The organism is Streptomyces sp. TLI_105 (assembly GCF_900105415.1).
GTDB lineage: Bacteria > Actinomycetota > Actinomycetes > Streptomycetales > Streptomycetaceae > Streptomyces.
The window spans coordinates 7,753,143-7,777,114 of the sequence record NZ_FNSM01000001.1; the positions used below are offsets into that span (position 1 = coordinate 7,753,143).

At 73.8% G+C, this 23,972-nt stretch carries 20 protein-coding genes and 2 pseudogenes; 12 read left to right on the forward strand and 10 right to left on the reverse strand.

Annotated elements, in window-relative coordinates; translation table 11 throughout:
• Positions 1-57: 57 nt before the first annotated feature.
• From BLW86_RS35260 to BLW86_RS35270, 3 genes and pseudogenes are all read right to left on the reverse strand, one after another.
• A pseudogene (locus BLW86_RS35260) lies at positions 58-645 on the reverse strand (TipAS antibiotic-recognition domain-containing protein); the annotation flags it as partial.
• A gap of 164 nt (positions 646-809) precedes the next feature.
• Positions 810-992: pseudogene (locus BLW86_RS35265) on the reverse strand (MerR family DNA-binding transcriptional regulator); the annotation flags it as partial.
• Positions 993-1,078: 86 nt separating this feature from the next.
• Positions 1,079-2,047: an ArsR/SmtB family transcription factor gene (locus tag BLW86_RS35270; protein WP_093877779.1), complete on the reverse strand. Its 969-nt coding sequence runs from the start codon at positions 2,045-2,047 to the stop codon at positions 1,079-1,081.
• Between the two features lie 98 nt (positions 2,048-2,145).
• Between BLW86_RS35270 and BLW86_RS35275 the strand changes: the two genes are divergently transcribed.
• The 7 genes from BLW86_RS35275 (at position 2,146) to BLW86_RS35305 (ending at position 9,800) form a co-directional block, all read left to right on the forward strand.
• The gene (locus tag BLW86_RS35275; RefSeq protein ID WP_093877780.1) at positions 2,146-3,585 is read left to right on the forward strand and encodes an MFS transporter; all 1,440 of its coding nucleotides are present in this window, start codon (positions 2,146-2,148) and stop codon (positions 3,583-3,585) included.
• On the forward strand, positions 3,582-4,205 hold the full coding sequence (locus tag BLW86_RS35280; protein WP_093879040.1) for a GNAT family N-acetyltransferase: 624 nt from the start codon (positions 3,582-3,584) through the stop codon (positions 4,203-4,205). The genes BLW86_RS35275 and BLW86_RS35280 overlap by 4 nt, the downstream gene beginning before the upstream one ends.
• Before the next feature lie 120 nt (positions 4,206-4,325).
• Positions 4,326-4,739: a YciI family protein gene (locus tag BLW86_RS35285; protein WP_093879041.1), complete on the forward strand. Its 414-nt coding sequence runs from the start codon at positions 4,326-4,328 to the stop codon at positions 4,737-4,739.
• Position 4,740: 1 nt separating this feature from the next.
• On the forward strand, positions 4,741-5,976 hold the full coding sequence (locus BLW86_RS35290; RefSeq protein WP_093877781.1) for an RNA polymerase sigma factor: 1,236 nt from the start codon (positions 4,741-4,743) through the stop codon (positions 5,974-5,976).
• Between the two features lie 240 nt (positions 5,977-6,216).
• Positions 6,217-7,416: a S8 family peptidase gene (locus BLW86_RS35295; protein ID WP_093877782.1), complete on the forward strand. Its 1,200-nt coding sequence runs from the start codon at positions 6,217-6,219 to the stop codon at positions 7,414-7,416.
• 147 nt (positions 7,417-7,563) lie between these two features.
• The gene (locus BLW86_RS35300; protein ID WP_093877783.1) at positions 7,564-9,198 is read left to right on the forward strand and encodes a serine/threonine-protein kinase; all 1,635 of its coding nucleotides are present in this window, start codon (positions 7,564-7,566) and stop codon (positions 9,196-9,198) included.
• Positions 9,195-9,800 carry a hypothetical protein gene (locus BLW86_RS35305; protein WP_093877784.1) on the forward strand — a complete coding sequence of 202 codons (606 nt, stop codon included), beginning with the start codon at positions 9,195-9,197 and terminating at the stop codon, positions 9,798-9,800. Before BLW86_RS35300 ends, BLW86_RS35305 begins: the two co-directional genes overlap by 4 nt.
• A gap of 35 nt (positions 9,801-9,835) precedes the next feature.
• Here BLW86_RS35305 and BLW86_RS35310 read toward each other — a convergent pair whose 3' ends face one another.
• Positions 9,836-10,480 carry an MFS transporter gene (locus BLW86_RS35310; RefSeq protein WP_143060310.1) on the reverse strand — a complete coding sequence of 215 codons (645 nt, stop codon included), beginning with the start codon at positions 10,478-10,480 and terminating at the stop codon, positions 9,836-9,838.
• Between BLW86_RS35310 and BLW86_RS35315 the strand changes: the two genes are divergently transcribed.
• The gene (locus tag BLW86_RS35315) at positions 10,446-10,640 is read left to right on the forward strand and encodes a hypothetical protein (protein WP_093877786.1); all 195 of its coding nucleotides are present in this window, start codon (positions 10,446-10,448) and stop codon (positions 10,638-10,640) included. The two genes, BLW86_RS35310 and BLW86_RS35315, sit on opposite strands and share 35 nt — an antisense overlap.
• Here the strand turns inward: BLW86_RS35315 and BLW86_RS35320 are convergent.
• On the reverse strand, positions 10,615-11,775 hold the full coding sequence (locus BLW86_RS35320; RefSeq protein ID WP_093877787.1) for an Lrp/AsnC family transcriptional regulator: 1,161 nt from the start codon (positions 11,773-11,775) through the stop codon (positions 10,615-10,617). The two genes, BLW86_RS35315 and BLW86_RS35320, sit on opposite strands and share 26 nt — an antisense overlap.
• A gap of 59 nt (positions 11,776-11,834) precedes the next feature.
• Between BLW86_RS35320 and BLW86_RS35325 the strand changes: the two genes are divergently transcribed.
• Both BLW86_RS35325 and BLW86_RS35330 read left to right on the forward strand, forming a co-directional pair.
• On the forward strand, positions 11,835-13,088 hold the full coding sequence (locus BLW86_RS35325; RefSeq protein ID WP_093879042.1) for a M20 metallopeptidase family protein: 1,254 nt from the start codon (positions 11,835-11,837) through the stop codon (positions 13,086-13,088).
• Positions 13,085-14,533 carry an MFS transporter gene (locus BLW86_RS35330; protein ID WP_093877788.1) on the forward strand — a complete coding sequence of 483 codons (1,449 nt, stop codon included), beginning with the start codon at positions 13,085-13,087 and terminating at the stop codon, positions 14,531-14,533. The genes BLW86_RS35325 and BLW86_RS35330 overlap by 4 nt, the downstream gene beginning before the upstream one ends.
• Positions 14,534-14,581: 48 nt before the next feature.
• On the opposite strand, the gene BLW86_RS35335 is transcribed toward BLW86_RS35330, so the two are convergent.
• Together BLW86_RS35335 and BLW86_RS35340 are read right to left on the reverse strand one after the other, a co-directional pair.
• Positions 14,582-15,253, reverse strand: a complete 672-nt coding sequence (locus BLW86_RS35335) for a response regulator transcription factor (protein WP_093877789.1) — start codon at positions 15,251-15,253, stop codon at positions 14,582-14,584.
• Positions 15,250-16,407 (reverse strand): sensor histidine kinase, encoded by a 1,158-nt coding sequence (locus BLW86_RS35340; RefSeq protein ID WP_093877790.1) that lies wholly within the window; start codon positions 16,405-16,407, stop codon positions 15,250-15,252. The genes BLW86_RS35335 and BLW86_RS35340 overlap by 4 nt, the downstream gene beginning before the upstream one ends.
• Positions 16,408-16,525: 118 nt before the next feature.
• On the opposite strand from BLW86_RS35340, the gene BLW86_RS35345 reads away from it, so the two are divergent.
• Both BLW86_RS35345 and BLW86_RS35350 read left to right on the forward strand, forming a co-directional pair.
• Positions 16,526-18,061, forward strand: coding sequence for a DUF1349 domain-containing protein (locus BLW86_RS35345; protein ID WP_093877791.1), 1,536 nt, complete (start codon positions 16,526-16,528; stop codon positions 18,059-18,061).
• 233 nt (positions 18,062-18,294) lie between these two features.
• Entirely contained in the window at positions 18,295-19,929 is a 1,635-nt protein-coding gene (locus BLW86_RS35350) for a TROVE domain-containing protein (protein ID WP_093877792.1), read from the forward strand.
• 32 nt (positions 19,930-19,961) lie between these two features.
• On the opposite strand, the gene BLW86_RS35355 is transcribed toward BLW86_RS35350, so the two are convergent.
• From BLW86_RS35355 to BLW86_RS35365, 3 genes are all read right to left on the reverse strand, one after another.
• The gene (locus tag BLW86_RS35355; RefSeq protein ID WP_093877793.1) at positions 19,962-21,554 is read right to left on the reverse strand and encodes an MFS transporter; all 1,593 of its coding nucleotides are present in this window, start codon (positions 21,552-21,554) and stop codon (positions 19,962-19,964) included.
• Positions 21,555-21,753: 199 nt separating this feature from the next.
• The gene (locus tag BLW86_RS35360; RefSeq protein WP_218138028.1) at positions 21,754-22,239 is read right to left on the reverse strand and encodes a MarR family winged helix-turn-helix transcriptional regulator; all 486 of its coding nucleotides are present in this window, start codon (positions 22,237-22,239) and stop codon (positions 21,754-21,756) included.
• A gap of 53 nt (positions 22,240-22,292) precedes the next feature.
• The gene (locus BLW86_RS35365; RefSeq protein WP_093877794.1) at positions 22,293-23,843 is read right to left on the reverse strand and encodes a serine hydrolase; all 1,551 of its coding nucleotides are present in this window, start codon (positions 23,841-23,843) and stop codon (positions 22,293-22,295) included.
• Positions 23,844-23,972 lie beyond the last annotated feature (129 nt).

A 23,972-nucleotide genomic window follows, 5' to 3' on the forward strand; every position in this document is an offset into this window, starting at 1 on the left:
GCGAGGGCCGCCGCCGAGGAGTCCCTTCCCCGGCAGCGGCCCCGTCCCGTCCCAGCCCAGCCCGGCCGCGGCGTACGCCTCGACGGCGTCGCGCTGGTACGCGGCGAGCCCCGGAGCGATCGCCTCGTACGCGGCGCGCCACCGCTCGTCGTCCACGCAGGAGCGGCCGAGGGCGCGGTACTCCTCGACGGAGACGGCACGCAGTTCCGTCAGGGCCCGGTACTGGGCGTCCGTCTCGGCCTGTACGGACGGGGCGTCGGCCGACAGGCCGGCGGCCATCAGCTCGGCGAGCCGGACCATCCGCACCGTACGCTCGCGCCGTCCGGCCTCGACGTCCTGCGGGGTCATCGCTGCGATCCGGTGGGCGACCGCCTCGGCGTGCTCCGGGACGTCGCGCAGGGTCTCCTCGTACGGGGAGGGCCGGACGCCCTCGAACAGGTTCTCGGGCGGGTGGACCGCGGTCATGGAGGTGCCGTCCTTCCTGGACCGCTCCAGTTCTACGATCGTGCGGGAGACGGTGTCGGCCAGGGCGTCGAGCCGGTCCCGTTCGGCGAGGAGCCGCCGGTGGTGGCCGCGCAGGGCCTCCACCTCGTCCACCTGCTCGGAGAGGATCCGGCCGATCTCCGGCAGCCCCACGCCCAGGGGGTGTCTGGCAATCCCCCGCGGCGTCGCGGCGTCCGGCACGCACGCTCGCCGCGTTGCCGAAAAGCCCTGGTAGCTCCGCTACGAGGACTCTCCGGCGCCTTGCGATCGCACGCGCCGGACGCCGCTCCTTCTTCCACGGGGAAGTGCCAGACACCCCCCAGCGCCCGCAGCACGAGGATCTGCTGCAGGCGCAGCAGTCGGGGCTCCTCGTAGTGGCGGCGACCACTGGCGCCGGTCCGGGCCGGCGGCAGCAGGCCGATCTCGTCGTAGCGCCGCAGGGTCCGGGCGGTCACGCCCGACATCCGGGCGACCTCCGCGATCGGCCGGTCCGTCTCCGCCTCCCGCACGAGTGCGTCACGGTCCGGTCTCCCCGGGCCTGGTCAGGACGGTGGAAGCTGCCGCAACGGCAACTGCAAGCCCGCGTCCCACACTGTCACCGGCCCGCTCCCGCGACGAGTTCCTCCGCCACGCGCGTGCGTGCGTACAGCACGGACCGGCCCGCCCGGTGGGCCGAGACGAGACCGGCCGCGCGCAGGGCGCCGAGGTGCTGCGACACCCCGCCGGCGGTCAGACCCGTGCGCCCGGCCAGGTCGGTCGTCGAGGCCGGTGCGGTGAGCTCCGCGAGCAGCTGTGCGCGCGACCGGCCGAGGACCCCGGACAGCGCCCGGGAGGCCGACTCCGGCGGGGCCTCCCACAGGGTGCCGATGCCGCGCGGGGGATAGCGCAGGGCCGGCTGGTAGACGGGGTCCGTCGTCGAGAACACGCGGGGCCACACGAACGCCGAGGGCACGAGCAGCAGTCCGCGCCCGTCCAGCCTGCGCACGCCGTGCACGAAACGGTGCTCGACGCTCAACGTGCCCGACTTCCAGGCGAGTCGGGGTTCGAGGTCCTCGAAGAGGCTCCGCGTCCCGCCCTCCGCGAAGCGACGGGCCCGGTACTGGATGTCGGCCTCCAGATGCGTCTGGACACGAGGCCAGTACGGGGCCATCGCGAGCTCCCAGAAGGCCGCGATGACCTCCGCGAGCCGCCCGAGCCCGCGCTCCGGATCGGCCCGCAGCGCCTCCACGCCGGGCTGCGCCTCGCGCGCGGAGGCCCGGAGCCGTTCGTGCGGGGTGGCGCGCAGCGCCGCCAGCTCCACGGCGAGCGACGGGCCGGACGTGCTGGGCGGCGGACAGAGGAAGCCGGGAACGGAGGGCGCGGGCACCGGCACCAGCGAGGTCAGCGGCGTCAGATCGAGCCGCGCGGCCGCGATCCGGGCGCGGACCTGCGCGGCCCACCGCCGGTGCAGCGCCTGCTCGTCGGCCCCCGCCAGCACCCGGGCTCCGGCCACGGCCTCCCAGAGCGGCGAGATGGCGAAGCGGGTGCGCGCGACGTCCTCGGCGGAGAACTCGATCTCCAGCACCGATACCCCCTGCCCTTCCTGGCCTGCCCGCGTTCCTCGGATTCACGTGAGGCTAAAACATTGGCTCCGGGCTGCGAGGACCGGCCACCGTACCGGACATGCCCACCTTCCTCCCCGCCTCCCGGCGCGTGCGGGTCTCCCGGCGCGCACGGGCTCCCCACGGCACCCCGTCCCCCTGGAGCACCAAGGACTTCCGCGTCCTGTTCTCCGCGTCCGTCCTGAGCACTCTCGGGACGAACGTCTCCTACCTCGCCGTCCCGATGGTCGCCGTCCTCGCCCTGGACGCCGGTCCCGGCCGGGTCGGCCTGCTCGCCTCCCTGAGCACGGCGGCGTTCCTGCTCATCGGCCTCCCCGCGGGCGCGTGGGTCGACCGGATGCGCCACCGCACCGTCCTGATCGTGGCGGACCTGCTGCGCGCGGCGCTGCTCGCGTGGATCCCGGTGGCCTGGTGGCTCGACGTCCTGACCTTCGGCGGCCTGTGCGCGGTGGTGTTCCTGAGCGGGGTCGCCACGGTCCTCTTCGATGTCGCCTCGCAGAGCGCCCTGCCCCGGCTCGTCGAGCCCGCCGTCCTGATCCCGGCGAACTCGGCCCTGGTGAGCCTGATGGCCGCGGGCAACGTGGCCGGCCGGGGCGCGGGCGGCGCGCTGGTGCAGCTCCTGGGAGCACCGCTCGCGGTGGTCTGCGCCGCGGTCGGCCACCTCGGCTCGGGGATCCGCCTGCTGAGGATGGCACGCGGCGACGCGCACATGGCCGTCCCGGATCCCGCGAAGACCGCCCCCGAGGCTCCCGCGGGGACCTCCCTCGCGGCCCCCGCCGGGACCGTCCCCGAGGCTCCCGCGGCCCCCGCCGGGACCGCTTCCGGGCGCGCGCCGGATCTGCGGGCGCAGATCGCCGAGGGACTGCGTCACGTCCTGGGCCACGCGGAGCTGCGCGCCCTCGCGCTCACCGGCGCGGTCGGGAACCTCGGAACGGTCATGGTGAACACGATGCTCCCCGTGGTGTTCACCCGTGAACTCGGCCTGTCGGCGGGCGCGCTCGGTCTGTTCTGGGCGGCCGGCGGCATCGGGCTCTTCCTCGGGGCCCGCTGCGCCCGTCCCCTCGCCGACCGGTTCGGCCACGGCCGGGGGCTGGTCGTGGCCGACCTGTGCCTGTCCCCGGCGGGCCTCCTGGTCCCCCTGATGGACCGGGGAGCCTGGCTCTGGGCGGCGGGTGCCGGATGGGTCGCGTTCGCCATGAGGACGGGGGCGGCCAACGTCCTGGGCGTGAGCCTCCGTCAGCGTCTGACGCCGGGCGATCTGCTCGGCCGTATGAACGCCACCTTCCGGTTCCTTCTCACCGGCTCGATGGCCGTCGCCGCCGCGCTCGCCGGCGCCATCGGCGCGCACTGTTCGCCGCGTACGGCCCTCTGGGCCGGTGGAGCTCTCCTCTGCCTGAGCTTCCTGCCGGTGCTCTTCTCCCCGCTGCGCCGGCGCCGTGAGCTCCCGACCGGCGAAAAACCCTGCGGGAGCGCTCCCAAGGTGGCAGGGTGCACCGGATGACGACCGAACCGTTCATCCGTCCGTACCGGCCCTCGGACCGCACCGCGCTCGGCGACATCTGCGTCAGGACGGCGCACGAGGGCGGGGACTCGTCGCACCTGTACCCCGACCCGGAACTGATGCCGACGATCTTCGCCTACCCGTACGTCGAGCTGGAACCCGACTTCGCCTTCGTCCTGGACGACGGTGCCGGCAGCGCCGTCGGATACGTCCTGGGCGTTCCCGACACGGCGGCCTTCGCCGCGCGGTTCCGCACCGAGTGGCTGCCCGGCGTGACGGACCGGTACCCGCCGCCCACGGGGGCGGCCCGCACGCCCGCCGAGGAGATGACCGGACTGCTGCACACGCCGGAGCGGATGGTCCGCGAGGAACTGACCGGTTTCCCCGCCCACCTCCACATCGACCTGCTGCCCGCCTGGCAGGGCCGGGGTCACGGGCGCGCCCTCGTACGGACCCTCCTGGAGGCCCTGCGGCGGCACGGGGTCCCGGCCGTGCACCTCTGCATGGCGCGGGCGAACACCCCGGCCCGGGCGTTCTACGACCGCCTCGGCTTCCGGCTGCTCCCCGTGGACGACCCCGGCCCCGTCTGGTACCTGGGCAAGCCCACGACCACGCCCTGACGAACCGCGTCCCGGGCCCCGAAAAAATAATTCGGCGGCCTATGTCGAGAACCCGTGCCCTGCTCCGTCCCCGGTGTGAGAGCGACCAGAATGGGCCGCACGAGGACCGAGGAGAACATCATGGCCAAGTACCTGCTGCTGAAGCACTACCGAGGCGCCCCGGCTCCGGCCAACGACGTCCCCATGGAGAAGTGGACGCCGGAGGAGATCTCGGACCACGTGCAGTTCATGCACGACTTCGCGGCCCGCTTGGAGGAGACCGGCGAGTTCGTCGACGCCCAGGGGCTCGCCCCCGAGGGAACGTGGGTCCGCTACGACGGCGAGGGGCGCCCACCCGTCACCGACGGCCCGTTCGCGGAGACGAAGGACCTCATCGCCGGCTGGATGATCATCGACGTCGACGGCTACGAGCGTGCCCTGGAGCTCGCCGGAGAGCTCTCGGCCGCCCCCGGGGCCGGCGGAAAGCCGATCCACGAGTGGCTCGAACTGCGCCCGCTCATGGCCGCGCCGCCCACCATCACGGAGTGCCACTGACATGGACGAGGCCCTGCTCCGGAGCCTCATCCCGGGCGTCCTCGCCGTCCTCGTCCGCCGCGGAGCCGACTTCGCGGCGGCCGAGGACGCCGTGCAGGACGCGCTGGTCGAGGCGGTCCGCGTCTGGCCGACCGATCTTTCCCCAAGCTCTCGGCTGCGCTCGAGCAGGGGAGACCCCCTTCGCGACGCCAAGGGCTGGCTGGTCACCGTGGCCTGGCGCAAGTTCCTGGACGCGACCCGGGCGGACACCGCCCGGCGACGGCGCGAGGACCTCGTGGACGAGGAACCGGCGCCCGGGCCCGTGCCCACGGTGGACGACACGCTCCAGCTCTACTTCCTCTGCGCCCACCCGTCCCTGACGCCGTCGTCCGCGGTCGCGCTCACGCTGCGCGCCGTCGGCGGGCTGACCACCCGCCAGATCGCCGAGGCCTACCTGGTGCCCGAGGCGACCATGGCGCAGCGCATCAGCCGGGCCAAGCGCACGGTCTCGGGCCTCGGGGTCTCCCCCGCTCGCACGGAGCCGGGAGCCCGGGGAAGGTTCGACCGCCCGGGCGACGTCGCCACCGTGCTGCGCGTCCTCTACCTGGTCTTCAACGAGGGCTATTCCGGTGACCTCGACCTCGCGGCCGAGGCCATCCGGCTCACCCGGCAGCTCGCGGCCGCGATCGACCACCCGGAGGTGGCGGGGCTCCTCGCCCTCATGCTGCTCCACCACGCCCGGCGCGCCGCCCGGACCGCGCCCGACGGCAGCCTGGTGTCGCTCGCCGAGCAGGACCGCGGCCGGTGGGACACCGGCGCGATCGCCGAGGGCGTCGAGATCCTGCAGGCGGCCCTCGCCCGCGACCGCCTCGGCGAGTTCCAGGCGCAGGCCGCCATCGCGGCGCTCCACGCCGACGCCCCCACGGCCGAGGAGACCGACTGGGTGCAGATCGTCGAGTGGTACGACGAGCTCACACGCCTGACCGACAGCCCGGTCGTCCGGCTCAACCGCGCGGTCGCCGTCGGCGAGGCCGACGGACCGCGCGCCGGCCTGGCGGCCCTCGCGGAGCTGGACGATTCCCTGCCCCGGTACGCGGCGGTGGCGGCGTACCTCCACGAGCGCGCCGGTGACCTCACGACGGCGGCGCGTCTGTACGCCGAGGCGGCGAGGAAGGCGACCGACGTCCTGGAGCGCGACCATCTGACCCGTCAGGCCGCGCGCCTCAACACCCGCCTCGGCGCCGATCCGCGTCGCTGACGGGACACCGTCTCCCCGCCGAGTGCCGCATCGCTCGATTCTTCGGTGAACGTGCCCATTTCACGGAGGAGTTCGCGGCGCGGCGTGTGCGACGTGGAGACGATGCGGAGAGCCTATTCAGAAACCTTGTTGAAGAACCCCGTACCCCCGGTTCGCACTTGATTTGCTCCTGCCAATCCGCACAGGGTTCTCTCGAACGTTTGACGCCCCACACGTCAACACGAGGAGAGAACCTCTTTCATGGCAACTCACAAGCGATCCCACGGTCTTCGCTACGCGGCCATAGCCACAGGCGTGGCGGCAGCCGCCGTCACGGCGCTGCTCGCCGGCAACCTCGCCGGGGCGGCCGCCCCGGCCGAGGGGACCGTGCACGGACTCGGCGCCCCCGGCGCCGTCGACGGCAGCTTCGTCGTCATCCTCGACGCATCCGCGAACAAGGCGGAGCTCGCGAAGAAGTACGGCGGCACCCTCCAGCGCTCCTACGGCTCGAAGGTCAACGGCTTCTCGGCGTCGGGACTGACCGTCCAGGAGGCCAAGCGGCTCGCCGCCGACCCCGCGGTCGGGACCGTCGTGCAGAACAAGCGCTTCAGCATCAAGGAGACGCAGGAGAAGCCCCCGTCCTGGGGCCTGGACCGGATCGACCAGGCCGAGACGGCCGGCGACGAGAAGTACGCCTACCCCGACGGCGGAGGGGAGGGCGTCACCGCGTACGTCATCGACACCGGCGTCCGGATCACCCACCAGGACTTCGGCGGCCGGGCCGCCCACGGCTTCGACGCCGTGGACAACGACGACACGGCCGACGACGGCAACGGCCACGGCACCCACGTCGCGGGCACCATCGCCGGCACCGCCCACGGCGTCGCCAAGAAGGCCAAGATCGTCGCCGTACGGGTGCTCGACGACAACGGGTCCGGCACCACCGAGCAGGTCGTCGCCGGCATCGACTGGGTGACGAAGAACCACTCCGGGCCCTCCGTCGCGAACATGAGCCTCGGCGGCGGCGGCGACGAGGCGCTCGACGCGGCGGTCCAGCGCGCCATCGCCTCCGGCGTGACCTTCGCCGTCGCGGCCGGCAACGAGTCCTCCGACGCCGGCCAGGGCTCGCCGTCCCGGGTGCCCGAGGCGCTCACCGTGGCGTCCAGCACCAAGGACGACGAGCAGTCGGACTTCTCCAACTTCGGTGCGGTGGTGGACCTGTACGCCCCCGGATCGGACATCACGTCGGACTGGAACGACAGCGACACCGGCGTCAAGACCATCTCCGGGACGTCCATGGCCACGCCCCACGTGACGGGTGCCGCGGCGCTCTACCTGGCGGCCCACCCCACGGCGACGCCCGCCGACACGGCCGCCGCGCTGACCGGGGCGGCCACGCCGGACGCCATCAAGAACGCCTCCTCCGGCACGGCGAACAAGCTGCTGAAGGTGACGCCGTGATCGTGCGGTGAGAACCGCGAGGGATGGCCCCCACACCGTGGGGGCCATCCCCCTTTTTTTCTGTTCGCCCCTTTCGCCGGGAACCGGCCCGTGGCCAGAATCTGTCCCTGTGGAGGAAGGCTGCCGCGGCGCCGAAGGGGGACGGGGATGAGCGCATGGGTGGTCCCGGGGTACACGGAGTCCCGAGAGCTGGGCGCGGGCGGCAGCGGACGCGTGGCGCTGGCCACCCACGACGCGACCGGCGTACCGGTGGCCGTCAAGTACCTCGGTGAGCGGCTCCGTTCGGACGAGGCGTTCGTCCGCGGCTTCCGCTCCGAGGCCCGGCTCCTCGGTGCCCTCGACACCCCGCACGTCGTCGGGTTCTACGAGTACGTCGAGGCGCCCGGGGGAGCGGCCATCGTCATGGAGCTGGTGGACGGCGTCGCCCTGCGCGCCCTCCTCGCCCGGGAAGGCGCGACCGGCCCCGAGGCCGCCCTCGCGGTCCTCAAGGGCTCGCTCCTCGGACTCGCCGCCGCGCACCGGGCGGGCGTCGTCCACCGCGACTACAAGCCCGAGAACGTCCTCGTCGCCGCCGACGGGTCCTCCAAACTCGTCGACTTCGGGATCGCGACCGGACGGGACAGCAGCCCGGGCGTCGCCGGGACGCCCGCCTACATGGCACCCGAGCAGTGGAACGGCGCCCCCGCCTCGCCCGCGGCCGACGTGTACGCCGCGACCGCGACCTTCTTCGAGTGCCTGACCGGACGCAAGCCCTTCTCGGGGGACAACTTCGCCGAGCTCGCCCTCCAGCACCTGGAGGCGCCCGTACCCGACGGACAGGCACCGGAACCGCTGCGCCCGCTCATCCGCCGCGGCCTCGCCAAGGCCCCGCACGAACGGCCGGAGAACGCGGACGCGTTCGTCAGCGAACTGGAGTCGGTCGCCACCGCCGCGTACGGACCGGACTGGGAGGAACGAGGACGGGGCCGGCTCGCGGCGCTCGCCGCACTCCTGCCGCTGCTCTTCCCCTCCTCGGGCGGTACGGCCCAGGGCACGACGGCGCTCGCCACGACGACCCTGCCCCCACCGTCGCCACGCCTCTGGCGACGCATCCCCCACGGGCTGCCCGCGGCCGCGGCGGCCCTCGTCCTGGCGCTCCTCCTCGCCCTCGCCGCACGGGCCGGGGGAGAGGAGGCGGCCGGGGACGAGGCCGTCCAGGCCGTCGCGACGACGAACACGTCACCGAGCGTCCGCCCACCGACCCCGAGCACGACACCGACACCGACCCCGAGCACGACACCGACTCCGACTCCGACTCCGACGACCCAGGAACCCTCCCCGTCCCCGTCCTCGTCCTCGGAAACGCCCGACCTCCCACCGACGACCGAGCCGACCACGACACCACCGCCCCCGCCCACCACCACTGAGCCACCGCCCCCACCCACGACACCGCCCACGACGCCACCGACGACGCCTCCGGTCTCCGTCACGGCCGTGTCGGTCACGAGCCTGCGCCAGGTCGGGCCGACGGACGCGGAAGCCACCGTCGAGATCACGACGGACGGAACCGGACCGGTGACGCTCCTCGTCGAATGGTTCACCAGTGACGAGAAGGACACGCCCGGCACGCCGGACGGCTCGGAGACCGTCCGGCGCGAAGGGGCCGACCGGTACACCCTCACGCTCCCGCACACGGTCCGGGGCACCGGCTGCTACTGGGGAGTGCGCGCGACCACGGACCCCGCCGCCGCGAACGGCGGCTCCCTCCAGCAGATCTTCATCCGGCGGTGTGTGATCGCATGAACGACGACGACTACAGCGCCACCGAACTGGGCAGCCACTGGTTCGAGGGCCCGACACCGGACCCGACGCCCGACCGCGTCGAGGGCGAAGTGCTGCGCTTCGGCCCGGGGGTGACCGCGGCCGCCGCCCGCCGCGCCGAGAACACCCCGACGGCGGCCCAGATCTGGCACGGCACCCTGCCCGGCGCCCCGCCACCCGCTCGGCCCCGCACGCGCCGGGCACGCCGGTACGCGCCCGCGGCCGTGATCCTGCTCGTCGTCCTGGCCTTCCTCGCCTGGCGCGAGTACGGCCCCGGGGTCGCGGTCCGATCCGTCACGGTCACCGCCCCCGAGGGGCCGCTCGGCTGTGACGGCACGGCGAACGTGCTGGGCGTCGTACGCACCGACGGCCGCCCGGGCACCCTCACGTACCACTGGGAACGCAGCGACGGCACCCGCTCGGCCCCTCTGCACGAGACCCTGCCCCGCGGCCGGAAGGAGGCCCGCCTCCACCTCCTGTGGACCTTCCAGGGCCGGGGCGCCCACCACGCCGTGGCCCGCCTGGTGATCACGTCCCCGTCCCCCCACGCGGCGGAGGGCACCTTCACGTACCGCTGCGGATGAACCCGGAGGAGGAGGACCGTGTCCGGGGTGTCGGCTCATTCGGCGGCGAGCCGTTCCATCAGCGTCACCGGCAGCGCCGGGTTCTCCGCGGCGGCGCCGGCGAGCGACTCGTCGGGACCGTGGAGCAGGGACTCCAGGACCGGCACCGGGAGGGTCGGGTGGGTGGCCGCGTACCGCCGTACGTCCGGGTCCTCGGCCGCCAGGCAGAGCGGCAGCGCCTCCGCGGGCGCGGCCGGGTGACGGGCGACGGCCCTCAGGACGCGGCGGCCGGTGGTCGGGTGCGCCGCCATGCGGTGCAACGGGGCGGCGGGGCAGCCGGGGCGGTGGGCGGCGGCGCTGAAAACCGCCGGCCCGTGACGCTCCACCAGTTCGGCGAGGTTCTCGGGGGTTGCTTCCGGGCGGGCCGCGATCCGCCGGGCCACCCCCGGGTCCGGGTCGGCGGCGAGCTGCTCGACGAGGGCGCCCGCGCCGTGGACCAGCCGGGGAAGGACGGCGGAGGCGGCGAACGAGAGCGCGAAGACGGTCGCGCCCAGTGCGGCCGTGCGGGTTCGTCTGCCGCGTGAGGTCAGACGGGCGGCGGGGACGCCGAGGGCGGCGACCAGTACGGTGTCGACCGCGAAGACCACGCCGGCCAGGGCGCCGGGCATGGCGACGTCGCGGGTCTCGCGCGGACGGCTCATCACCCTCACCGCCGAAGGCGTCGCCCTGACCGACGAACTCATCGCCGTCCACCTGGACAACCAGAGCCGCCTCCTCTTCGGCCTCGGCGAGGACGAACGGGCCGACCTCGCGGGCCTGTTGGAGCGCCTCGCCCTCACGCTGACGGCGAGCGACGACTGAGGTCCCCCGAGCGGGCCGCTGCCGGCTCCGGGCGCGGCGTGGCGAGTCGGCGGATCAGGTCCGCCTCCGAGCGCTCGGCGGCCGGGTCGTGCCAGAAGGCGACGGGTACGCCCCGGATGCGGCGGCCCCGCGGATCGAGGATCTGACCGGCCAGCTTGAGGGGCCAGAGCGTCACGGCCCGGTCGGCGACGGTGAGTTCGGGGAAGCGTGCGTACAGGCGGGTCTCGAAGGACGGCAGGTCCTCCACGGAGCGCAGCCAGACGGTCAGCAGCAGGTTGTGCGGCCCGGAGAGGGAGGCGCAGAGGCGCGTCTCCCGCTGGGTGATGAGCTGCGCGGTGATCCGGGCCGTCGCGTCGGGCGGCGCGACGCCCCAGAAGGTGACCGCCACGGGCCAGCCGGAGAGGTACCGCGCCACCTCGCAGCGGTAGACGAGGGCGTCCGCGCGGTGGAAGCGGTCGAGCCGCCGCCGTACCGTGCTCGCACTGGCCCCGCTGCTCTTGGCGAGGGCGGCGACCGACTGCCGGCAGTCCTGCGCCAGCAGGGCGAGCAGCCGGTGGTCGAGGTCGTCGGCGGAGGACAGGCCCCGGCCGATGCCGGCACTCCCGCCGGACGCCTCCTGCGCCAGGTTCTCCCGGCTTCCCGGCGCGAGCCGGTCCAGCCGCCAGCGGCTGCCGACGGCGTGCACGGTGGAGGCGATCTGCGACCGGGTCGCGGCCACCCCGGGAAGCGCCTCCAGACGGAGGCCCACGTAGCGGGCGAGCGCCGCCTGGTCGGGGAACGCCGCGGTGAGGACCAGGTCCCGTGAGCCGGTGACGTGGTCGATGGTGATGAGATGCGGGTCGTCCACGATGGCGGCGGCCACCTCGTGCAGGCTCCCGGAGACGCAGTCGACCTCGATGACGGCCACGGTCGGCGGAGTGGGGCCGATCCCGGCGGGATGACAGCTCATCCAGGCGTGACCGGCCTCGGTCAGCCGCTTCCAGCGACGCGCCACGGTGGAGGCGTCCACGCCGACGGCCGCGCCGATCTGCTCCCACCGGGCCCTCGGCGAGGTCTGCAGCGCGGTGATCAGCAGGTGGTCGAGCTCGTCGAGAACGTCGGACGTGGTGGACGATTCCAGCAGCGGAATGCTCATGAGTGGTGGTTTCCTGCGGATGATCTCCGTCATTGATGCGGATGGCCACGATACCCCTCATGGATCTGCTGCCCGACGCACACGCCCTCGCACCCGTCCTCACCGCCCTGCGCCACTCCCTGCACCGGGAACCGGAACTGGGTCTCGACCTCCCCCTCACGCAGGCGAAGGTGACCGCCGCCCTCGACGGGCTCGGTCTGGAGATCACCCCGGGCCGGGCCCTCACCTCGGTCACGGCCGTCCTGCGCGGCGGGCGCCCCGGGCCTGCGGTCCTGCTGCGGGGCGACATGGACGCCCTCCCCGTCCAGGAGGACACCGGCCTCCCGTACGCCTCCGTCCTCGACGGCCGGATGCACGCCTGCGGACACGACCTGCACACCGCCGCACTCGTCGGAGCCGCGCACCTCCTCGCGGCCCGCCGCGAAGAGCTCGCCGGCGACGTCGTGTTCATGTTCCAGCCGGGCGAGGAGGGGCAGGGCGGCGCCAGGATCATGATCGACGAGGGGGTGCTCGACGCCGCCGGAGAGCGGGTCGTCGCCGCGTACGCGCTGCACGTCGTCTCCCGGGGCGCCCCCATCGGTTTCGCCGCCACCCGGCCGGGCCCCATGCTCGCGGCCTCCGACACGGTCCACGTCACCGTGCGCGGCGCGGGCGGCCACGGCTCGTCCCCGCACGCGGCCGTCGACCCCGTGCCCGCGCTGTGCGCGACGGTCACCGCCCTGCAGACCCTGGTCACCCGTGAGATCGACATCTTCGACCCGGCCGTCGTCACGGTCGGTCGCCTGGAGGCCGGCACCGCGCCCAACGTCATCCCGGAGTCGGGCCGCTTCTCGGCCACCGTCCGGACCTTCTCCGACGCCTCGCGGGCCGCCGTCCGCACGGCGTTCGAGCGGACCGTGCACGGCGTCGCCGCCGCCCACGGCGTCCGCGCGGACATCGACTACGTCCACCAGTACCCGCCGACCGTCAACCACGACGGCGAGGCCGCGTTCGCCCTCGCCACCGCCCGGGACGTCCTCGGCGAGGACCGGGTCTTCGCCGCGCCCACGCCGATGGCCGGCTCGGAGGACTTCTCCTTCGTCCTGCGCGAGGTGCCCGGGGCGTTCCTCGGACTCGGCGCCTGCCCGGTCGGCACCGACCCCGCCACCGCCCCGATGAACCACTCGCCCCAGGCCGTCTACGACGACGGCGCGCTGCCGCACGCCGCCGCCCTCCTGGCCGGTCTCGCCCTCCGACGGCTCGCCCGCACCACCGCCGATGCCGCTTCCCCGGTCGCCGACCCGACCGCCCTCACCGCGCAGGAGCGACGATGACCCACACCACCAGCCCGAGAGGGCCGGTCACGAAGCGGTCCGCACCCGCCGTCACCGCCGTCGTCGGCCTGCTCGTCCTCTTCGAGATCACCAGCGGTGTCGTCCAGGCCGGCATCGCCCCGCTCCTGCCCGACCTCGCCGCGCACCTCGGCGTCGACGCCGTCGACACCAACTGGATCGTCTCGGTCCAACTCCTCTCGGCCGCCGTGTCCGTGCCGCTGTTCGGACGCCTCGGCGACCTCCACGGCCACCGGCGCATGCTCCGGATCGCGCTCGCCCTGACCGCGGCCGGCACCCTGCTCGTGGCGCTCTCGGACCACTACCCGCTGGTGCTCGCCGGAAGGCTCCTCCAAGGGCCGCTCGCCGCACTGCTGCCCCTGGAGATCGCCCTCGTACGGGACAGGCTCCCCGTGGCGGGAGCGCGGCGGGCCATCGCCCTCCTCGTCGGCTCGCTCGCCCTCGGCTCCCTCGCGGGCGGCGTGGCGATGGGCCTGCTGCACTCCGCCGTGGGCGACCTGCGGCCGGTCCTCCTCGTACCGGCGGTGCTCGCCCTGATCTGCGTCCCGGTCTCCTTCGTCGCCGTGCCCGAGTCCACCCGGCGGGCGAGCGGCCGGGTCGACCGGGCCGGAGTGACCCTGCTCGGCACGGCCGTGCTCGCCCTGCTGAGCGGCGTCGGCGCCGCAGAGGACGGGGGCTGGGGCGGCCTCGCGGTCCTCGGGCCGCTCGTCCTCGGGGCCGTACTGCTGACCGCCTGGGTCCTCGTGGAGCTGCGCGTCGCCGAGCCGCTGGTGGACCTGCGGGCCCTCGCCGGCCGCGAGGCGGCCCCCTTCTACCTGGGGGCGTTCCTCTTCGGCATCTTCTACTTCGGCAGCCAGGCCCCCAACGCCACCTTCTTCGCCGCCGATCCGGCGACCACCGGGTACGGATTCGCCATGTCCGCCCTGGCCATCTCGCTCGTCTCGCTGCCGGGTTACGTCGCCGCCGTGCTCGGCTCCTTCGCCACCGCGGCCGTCGCGCGGCGCGTCGGCTACCGCCCGACCCTGGTCGGGGCGTTCGTCCTGGTGGCCGCGGCGTTCCTCCAGTACGCCGTCCTCCACGACGAGGTGTGGCACATGGCAACGGGCTCCTTCTTCCTCGGCCTGGGCATCGGCCTGGCGCTCGGCGCCATGCCCACGGTGATCGTCGAAGCCTCGGAGCCGTCCCGCACCGGCATCGCCGCCGCCCTCTACAACAACGTCAAGACCCTGGGCGGCGCGGTCGCCGGCGGCGTCTTCGCCTCGCTCCTGGGCGCGTTCACCTCCACGGTCACCGGGCAGCCCGGCGAGAACGGCTACCGCACCGTCTGGCTCGCCTCCGCCCTCTGTGCCCTCCTCGCCGCCGGCCTCAGCGCACTGGCCCGCCGCCACGAGGGAACACCGGGCGCGGAGGCCCCGCCGGTGGGGTGACGGGACCCGCACGGACCGCGCCGTCGGGCCGACGCCGGGGGAGTCCCGTCAGTCGGCCGGTGCGTCGGCGATGCGGTAGCCCACCCCGGTCGTCGTGGTGATGACCGGCGGGCCGCCCAGCTTCCGGCGCAACCGGCCGACGGTGACCGTCACGGTGTTGGTGAACGGATCGGCGTTCTCGTCCCACACCTGCTCCAGGAGGTCCTCGGCGCTCAGGAACCCCGGGCTGGCGCGCAGGAGCGCCTCCAGGACGGCGAACTCCTTGACGGACAGGGCGAGCGGGCGGCCGTCCCGGAGGACGGTGCGGTGCACCGGGTCGAGTTCGAGACCGGCGGCGCGCAGCGTACGGGCCCGGGCGGCCGGCCTGCGGCGGGCGAGGGACCGGACGCGCAGGACCAGCTCGGGGAAGTGGAAGGGCTTGGCGAGATAGTCGTCGGCCCCGAGGGTGAGACCGCTGACCCGGTCGTCGGGCCCCCCGGCCGCGGTCAGCATCAGCACCATCGGACGGTCGTCCCGCCCGGTGATCATCTGGCAGAGCGCGTCCCCGTGGATGCCGGGCAGATCCCGGTCGAGGACCACCACGTCGTACGCGTTCACGTCCAGCTTGGCCGCGGCCGTCAGACCGTCGTGCGCGAGGTCGACGGCCATCCCCTGATCCCGCAGGCCCTCCGCGACGACCTCGGCGAGCGACCGCGCGTCCTCCACGACCAGGATCCTCACGCCGTCACCTCCGCCGTCACCGCGTCGCCTTCCGGAGCGGCCGACGGCAGCGTCACCGCGACGCGCAGGCCACCCCGCGGACGGGCCCGCAGGACCAGACGGCCGCCGTGCGCGGCGACGATCGCGGCCACGATCGAAAGACCCAGGCCCGAACTCCCCTCCGATCCGGTACGGGCGGTGCCGAGCCGCTCGAACGGCCGCCCCAGCCGGTCGACTTCGTCCTGCTCCAGGACGCGCCCGCCGGTCTCGACGACCAGCCGGGCCTCGGAGCCGTCGCCGTCGACGGCGACCCGGATCCAGCCGCTCTCCTCGTTGTGCGCGATCGCGTTGTCGACGAGGTTCTGCACCAGCCGGGACAGGAGCGCCGCGCTGCCCCGTGTCCAGGCCGTCGGCCCGACCTCGGTGCGGAGGTCCAGGGCCTTCGCGGCGATGTCGGAGGCCCGGGAGTCCAGCGACTCCCGCGCCAGCTCGCCCAGCGACAGGAGCGTCCGGTCGGCGAAGGCACTGTGCTCGGCACGGGCGAGGAGGAGGAAGCCGTCGAGCAGGCGGTCCACGCGGTCCAGTTCGGTCCGGAGGCGGCCGGCGAGCGCGAGGGTCTGTGCGGCGGGCTCCGGTTTGGCGACGGCCACGTCCAGCGACGCCCGCATCGTCGCCAGCGGCGTGCGCAGCTCGTGCGAGGCGTTGCCGACGAAGCGCCGCTGAGCGACGAACGACGCCTCAAGACGTTCCAGGAGGCCGTCGACCGTGTCGGCGAGCTCCTTCACCTCGTCGGCCGGGCCGGTCACCGCGAGCCTCTCGTGCAGGTTCTCCGCGGAGATCCGCCGCGTCGCCGCGGTGACGAGCCGCAGCGGGCGCAGAACCCGGCCGGCCAGGAGGCGCCCGAGCAGGAGCGAGAGGACCGCCATCACCACCAGGGCGATGAGCGAGGCGACGACCCACCGGTGCTCCTGCTGCACGTGCACGTCCGCGAGCCGCGTCCGCAGATCCCGGATCTGCTGCTGGGAGGTCCGGGGCCCGGCAGACGGGTCCGCCGGTACGGAGAGCCGGACGCCGGACATCAGGTAGGTCAGGGCGAGCAGCACGATCCCGGATCCGAGGAACCCCGAGGCGTACAAGATCGTGAAGCGCCGTACGACAGTCCCGCCCCGCAGCATGCCCCTGCTCCTCTTCCCGCCCGTGTCCGGCCGGACCCAGCATGCCCTGCCGCACCTGACAGCGAGGTGACAGGCGCCGTTCGGCCCACGTCATGCCGGGATCCGTAGAACCGTGGTCATGACTTCGACCGACGACCTCCTCCACGCGGTCCACCGGGAGTGGACCGGCTTCCGCCGCCCGGGCCGACTGATCGCCATGGCGACCGCGGCCCTGGCCGTCATCGCCCTCGGCCTGCTCTACGCCTTCGGCAACCACGCGTCCTGCGACGGCCCGTGCCCCGCCGCGCCGACCGGCCCGGACGGCTCCCTCGTCCACGATCAGTTCTCCTTCCTGCACCGGGACCTGGGCCGGCACGGCAGCATCACGGTCCGGCTGACGTCCATGACGGGCACGATCACCTACCCGCCGCCGCACCACGACCAGATCGTCCCGGGCCTCGTGCCCTGGGCGAAGGCCGGGGTCATCGTCAAGGACGGCGTCCGCCCGGGCTCCTCGTACGCGGCGCTGATGGTCACCGGCGGCCACGGCGTGCGCATGCAGTACGACTACCGCCACGACATCGCGGGCAGCACCGGCGGGGTCTCGGCCGACGCCCCCCGCTGGCTGCGGCTGACCCGGTCGGGCGACACCGTCACCGGCCACGAGTCCGCCGACGGCGAGCGGTGGGCGAAGGTCGGCACGGTACGGCTGCCGCAGCTCCCCGAAACCGTGCGGGTCGGCCTGTTCGCCACCTCTCCCGGCGACCTCACGCTACGGCCCGCCGGCCTCGGCGGAACCACGGAACAGGTGCGCTGGACCCAGGCCGGCGGCGTCTTCGACCACGTCGGCCTCACGGGCACGGACACGGCCGCACGCTGGCGGAGCGACACCGTCGGGGAGGCGAACCGGACCGACTGGGAGAAGTACCGCCGGCGCGCCGGCGCGGTGGAGAAGAACGGCACGATCACCGTCACCGGGTCCGGCGACATCGGGCCGTCGGGTGCCGAGGACGGCGCCCGGCCGGCCGAGCGCACCCTCGGCGGCCTGCCCCTCGCGCTGCTCGTCGTGCTCGTGGTCGCGGTGCGGCTCGCCACCACGGCGTACCGCCGCGGAGCCACCGGGGGCGCACCGGTCACCCGCGCGGAACTCGGGGCGAAGGCGATGGTCGTCGCGGCCGTCACGTTCGTCACCGGCCTCCTCGCCGTCGGCGTCGTGATACCCGCCGGCGTGGCGGTCCTGAAGGGGAACGGCGTTCCCGTCGTCGGGGCGTCCGCCCTCACCGGAGCCCGCGTCGTCGTCGGCACGGCCGCCGCGCTCGCCCTCGCCGCCGTCCTCGCCCTCGCTCTCGGGGCCCTGCTGCGACGCGCCCGGGCCGCGGTCCCCGTCGCCGTCCTGACGATCGTGCTCCCGTACGTGGTGACCTCCCTCCCGCTGCTCGCCGACGGCCCGGCACAGTGGCTGCTGCGCCTCACCCCGGCCGCCGGCTTCGCCACCCAGCAGACCCTCGTCGCGTATCCGCAGGTGGTCGCCCACTACGCGCCCTCCACCGGCTACTTCCCCCTTCCCTGGTGGGCCGGACTCGGCGTCCTGGGCGGGTACGCGGCGGTTCTCCTGGCCCTCGCCCTGCGCCGCCTGCCGGGGAGCGACGCCCGGCGATCGGCGGCGTGGCGATAATCGCTGGTGCGCGGGCCGACGTGCGTTGTACGTTGGCCCCGCGACCGCGCCTCCGATGCGCTCGGCTGCGGCTACTTCCTTCGAATCCAAGTGATGCCGCCGCCTTTCTGGATCTCGGTGGGCGCGGGCGCCTTCGCCCCGCCGGACGTCGTGGCCGGGGCCGTCCGATCCTTTGAATCCGGGAGGATTCACTGCCCCGTCACACCCCGCGCGTCTCCAAGGTCTGGTCCGAGATGCTCGTGGCCCCGCACGTCTCGGCGGCCGCCCGCGCCATGCCCCCGTCACCACCACGGCTCCACCACAGGCCCCCCGGGCCCGAGTTCCGCACCTACGCGGGCGGCCCGGCCGTCGTCCGGGAGCCCCGCGACGAGCTCTTCCTCCTCGCCGTCGGCAACTTCGTCTCCCAGCGGACCTTCTACGAGACCGGCGCCGAGCGGGACGACCGGTACGCCCGTCTCGTCCGCGAACTCGCCGTCGAGGACCCCGAGTGGACGGCCGGCCTGCTGCGCTGGCTGCGGGGCGAGGGCAACATGCGCACGGCGTCCCTGGTGGGAGCCGCCGCGTACGTGCGGGCCCGACTCGAGGCCGGGGCATCCGGGGGCCCCTCCAACCGGTCCGTGATCGACTCGGTGCTCCAGCGCGCCGACGAGCCCGGCGAGCTGCTCGCCCACTGGATCTCGACGTACGGGCGGAACGTGCCGCAACCCGTGAAACGAGGCGTCGCCGACGGTGTGCGCCGCCTCTACACGTCCCGGTCCCTGCTCAAGTACGACACCGCCTCCCAAGGCTTCCGCTTCGGCGACGTGCTCAACCTGGTGCACGCCTCCCCGGATCCGGCCAAGCCGTGGCAGGGCGCGCTGTTCCGGTACGCCCTGGACCGCCGACACCACCCGGAGCGGGCAGTTCCGCCGGCCTCCGACCCCCTGCTGACGGCGCGTCGGGCGCTGACGGAGACGGCGGCGGACGAGCGGCGGGCCGTGGTGACCGGGCCGGACGGCCCCGCGCGGCTGGCCGCGGCCGGCATGACGTGGGAGGCCCTGGCGGGCTGGCTCCACGGCCCGATGGACGCCGCCGCCTGGGAGGCCGTGATCCCCACGATGGGCCCGATGGCCCTCCTGCGGAACCTGCGGAACTTCGACGGGGCGGGAGTCTCGGACGAGGTCGCGGCCGGGGTCGCCGAACGGCTCTCGGACGCCTCCGAGGTGGCCCGGTCGCGGCAGTTCCCCTTCTGCTACCTGGCCGCCCACCAGCAGGCGCCGTCGCCGCGCTGGGCGGCCCCGCTGGAACGGGCCCTCGGCCACTCCCTGGCCAACGTGCCCGCCCTGCCCGGCCGGACCCTGATCCTGGTGGACCGGTCCGACTCCATGTTCTGGGACACCGTCTCCGAGCGGTCCGAGCTGACCCGGGCCGACGCGGCGGCCGTCTTCGGCACCGCGCTGGCCATGCGGGCCGAGCAGGCGGATCTGGTGGAGTTCGGCTGGGGCAGCGCGAAGGTGCCGTTCGCCCCGGGCGAGCCGGTGCTCGACGTGCTGAAACGCTTCCGGAGCCTGGGAGGCACCTACACCGCGAAGGCGGTGCGGAAGCACTACCGGGACCACGACCGGGTCCTGATCGTCACCGACGAGCAGGCCGCCCCCTACGAGCGCGTCGGACCGACCGAACCGGTCCCGGCCGACGTCCCGGTCTACACCTGGAACCTGGCGGGATACCGGCCCGCCCACGGCCCCACGGGCCCCCACCGGCACACCTTCGGCGGCCTCACGGACGCCGCCTTCCGGATGGTCGGGCTCATCGAGGCGGGCCGTGCCGCCAGGTGGCCCTGGACGGAGGGGACGGAAGGGGCGGCGGGGGCGGCCGGTCAGGGCTGACCCGGCCGCCGTTCCGACCCGACCGCCCTCGCCTACCGGCCGGCGGCTTCGGGAGTGCGTCGTCGTACGCCGGTGGCGGCCACCAGGGCGCCGACCATGCACAGGGTCCCCGCGACGAGCACCGAGGTGTGCACGCCGTTCATGAACGCCTGCTGACTGCCTTCGGCGACGGCCGTCCTGAGCGTCGCGGGCATGTCGGCCGTGACGGGCGCGACGCCCATGGCGACGGCGTCCTTCGCCTCGTACAGACCGGTGGCGACGGGCGCGGGGACCCCGGCGGAGGCGAGTTCGCCGGTGAGCGTGGTGCCGACGCGGCCGCTGATCAGGGAGACGAGGACGGAGGTGCCCAGCGCGCCGCCGATCTGCAGGGCGGTGGCCTGGAGACCGCCGGCCACACCGCCGTCCTCGACGGGGGCGTTGCCCACGATGGCGTCGGAGGAGGACGCCATCACCATGCCGACGCCGAGGCCGAGCGCCACGAACGGCGGCCACAGCACCGCGTAGGAGGAGTCCGGGCTCCAGCCGAGCATCACGAAGCAGGCGACGGCCTGCAGGCCCATGCCGAGCGGCATCGTCAGCCGGGGGCCGAAGCGCTCGGTGAGCGCGGCGCCCAGCGGGGACGCGACGACGGAGGCCAGGCTCAGCGGCAGCGTGCGCACGCCCGCCTGCACGGGGGAGAGGCCGCGGACGTTCTGCAGGTAGATCATGACGAAGAAGATCACGCCGAGCAGCACGAAGAAGTTGAGCGCCGTGATAACCGTGCCGATGGTCAGCGCACGGTTGCGGAACAGCCGCATCGGCAGCAGCGGCGAGGCGACCCGCGTCTCGTACCGGCCGAAGAACAGCAGGACCGCCACGCCGACGACGATCGCGCCCACCGTGCCGGCCGAAGTCCAGCCCCACGTCTCGCCCTTGACGACGCCGAACACCACGGCCAGGAGTGCCAGGGCGAGGAGGACGACACCGGTGAGGTCGAACTTCTCCCGCGTGGCGGCGGAGTTGCGGCTCTGCGGCAGGACGGCCGCGCTGAACGCCAGCGCGATCACGCCGATCGGGGCGTTGACGTAGAAGACGGACTCCCAGCCGACGTGCTCGACGAGCAGGCCGCCGACGATCGGGCCCAGGGCGGTGGAGACCGAGGAGACCATGGCCCAGATGCCGACCGCCATGCCGAACTTCTTCGGCGGGAAGACGACGCGGAGCAGGGCGAGGGTGTTCGGCATGAGCAGGGCGCCGAAGAAGCCCTGTACGGCGCGGAAGGCGATGACGCCCTCGACGGATCCGGCCAGGCCGATGGCGACGGAGGCGAGGGTGAATCCGGCGACGCCGATCAGGTAGAAGGTGCGGCGGCCGAAGCGGTCTCCCAGCTTGCCGCCGAGGATCAGGGCGGCCGCGAGCGCCAGGAGGTAGGAGTTGGTGACCCACTGCAGCTCGGCCGTGGAGGCGCCCAGGTCACGGCCGATCTCCGGGTTGGCGATGGCGACGACCGAGCCGTCGAGCCCGACCATGAAGAGCCCGAACGCCACGGCGACGAGAACGAGCCACGGGTTGGCGCGACGGCCGCCGGCCCGTTCGGTCGCGGGCCGGGCGAGGGCGGGTGGGGCGGTGGAGGTGGCGGAGGGCATGGAAGTGCCTGTCCTTACGTATGGCAGGGGAAGGAGCCGCAACGGGACGGGCCCGCTGCGGTGAAGGGGGAAGGGAGGAGCACCGACGTACGCGTGTCAGGACGGCAACGCCCCGCCCGGAGGTGTGCTCAGGGCGTGCGGGACCGGCCCGGAGACGCGCTCCGGGTGCGGGGGACCGGCATGCGGTCGGCGCCGCTGCTCAGCGCGTGGCGCGGTGAAGGTGTCGACTGAGTGCGTTGAGGGCGCCCAGGGCGGAGCCGAGGGCGTCCCGCTCCCCGTCGCTCAGCGCGCGCAGGGCGCGGGCCACGTGCCCGCCCATGAGGTGCTCGACCTCGGCGATCTCCCGCCGGGCGGTCGCGGTGAGGTGCAGGTGCGCGACCCGCTTGTCGCCCGGGTCCTGCCGGCGTTCGAGCAGTCCCTGCCCGGTCAGCTGCCTGACCAGCACGCTGACGTTGTTCGGTTTCATCAGCAGGGCCTCGGCGGCCTCGCGCACGGTGATCCCGTCGTACGCCTCGACGTGGCGCAGCAGTGCGAGCTGCGCCTCGGACGGCTTGGCGGGCTTGGGGCGGGTGTCGTCCAGGTCTACCTGCCGCTCGACGGCCCGGGCCAGCGCGGGGAGGCAGGCCACGAGCCCGGAGGCCACCCGGCGGAGGTCCTCGTCGGACGCGCTGCTGTTCACGGACACACCCGCACTTTAGGTATGGGTGTATAGGTATGTCAACATACCCACTGGGTGCTTCACGAACCGCTGGTGCGCGTGAACTTGCCCAGGCCCTCGTGGTTCAGGTACTCGACGGTGAAGGACTTCCCGTCCGGGGTGAAGGTGACCCCGGTGGGACCTACGGCGTTCTCGCCGGCCGTCGGGAAGCTGAACGTGTCGCCGGCGTAGTGGGTGAGCCGGTACGACTGGGGCTTCGGGCCCAGCTGGAGCGTGAGGGTGCCGTCCGTGGCGGCGATGACCTTCGCGCGCCCGTAGTAGGGGTTGTCGAACGTGCCCGCGTACGTGTCGGCGGCCTTCGCGGGCGCCGCGCCGGACGGCGGGTGGGCGTAGTCGGTCTTCGACCGGAGCGCGTCCGTCTGCTGCTGGTACACCGAGTTGATGAGGGGGATCCAGTCACGGCTGACCTTGCCGGTCTGCGCGATGTCGAAGAAGTCGAGGGCGACGGCGTCGGCGACCCCGACCGGAGAGGCATTGGTCAGGACGACGATGCCGAGCTGCTCTCCGGGCAGCATCGTCACGTTGGTGTGCGCGCCCAGCTCGAATCCTCCCGTGTGCGAGAGCCTGAGCCGGCCCTCGTCGTCGTAACTCACGTTCCAGCCCAGGCCGTAGAAGCCGGTGCGGCCGGCCGGGGCGTGCGGCGGGCTCGAGACCGACTCGGGCCAGTGGGTGCGTTCCAGGGCGGCGGCGTCGATGATCTGCTTGCCGTCGAGCTTGCCGTTGCCGAGCTGGAGCCTCAGCCAGGTCGTCATGTCGCGGGCGCTGGAGCTGACTCCGCCGGCGGGGGACTGGGCGTCCGGGTTCCGCACGAACGCGGGCCTCCAGGCGCCGTCCACCTTGGCGTGGCCCCAGGCCCGGTCGGCGGCCTTCGCGAAGTCCTGGAAGCGCGAGCTGGTGGAGTTCATGCCGGCCGGCTTGTAGAGCGTGTCGTCGGAGAGCTTCTCCCAGGACACGCCCTTCTCCTCGGCGACCGCCTGAGCGGCGGCCGTGAGGCCGAAGTTGGTGTACGCGTAGCTGGCGCGGAACGGGGTGAGGGGCGCGTACCGCAGATGGGACAGGATGTACGCGCGGTCGTAGCCGAGGTCTTCGAGCAGGTCGCCCTCGTGGTCGGGGAGGCCGCTGCGGTGCGCGAACAGGTCGGCGGCCGTCACGTGGGAAGTGACCCACGGATCCTTGAGCTTGAAGTCCGGCAGGTTCGGGGCGACCGGCTTGGCCCAGCCGTCGACGCCCAGGGCCCCGGCCATGACGGTGGAGGCGACCGGCTTCGACACGGAGGCCAGTTGGAACACGGTGTCTGCGTCGACGGCGGCGCTCTCCCCGACCTTTCGCACGCCGTACCCCTTCAGGCTGATCACCTTGCCGTCGTGGACGACGCCGACGGCCACGCCCGGCACGCCGGTGCGTTTCATGGCGTCCTTGACAACCGTGTCGAGCTGGTCGACGGCGCGTTTCACGGCCGCGTCGTCGAGCTGGGGCGGTGGTTGAGGCGGAGGCGGTGTGGGGCTGGGCGCCGCGGCGCCGACAAGCGCCGCCGCCAGTCCTGCCGCGGCAAGCCATCGAACGGTGCTCATCTCTCCATTCAAAGGCCTGCCCCGACGTCTGTCGCGCGCTGCTGGAGCGGCCCGCGCCCCTGCCCCCATCACGCGCCCTCGAAGTCCGGTCGACGACCACGGGGACGGGTTGCCGGGCGAGTGGTGATG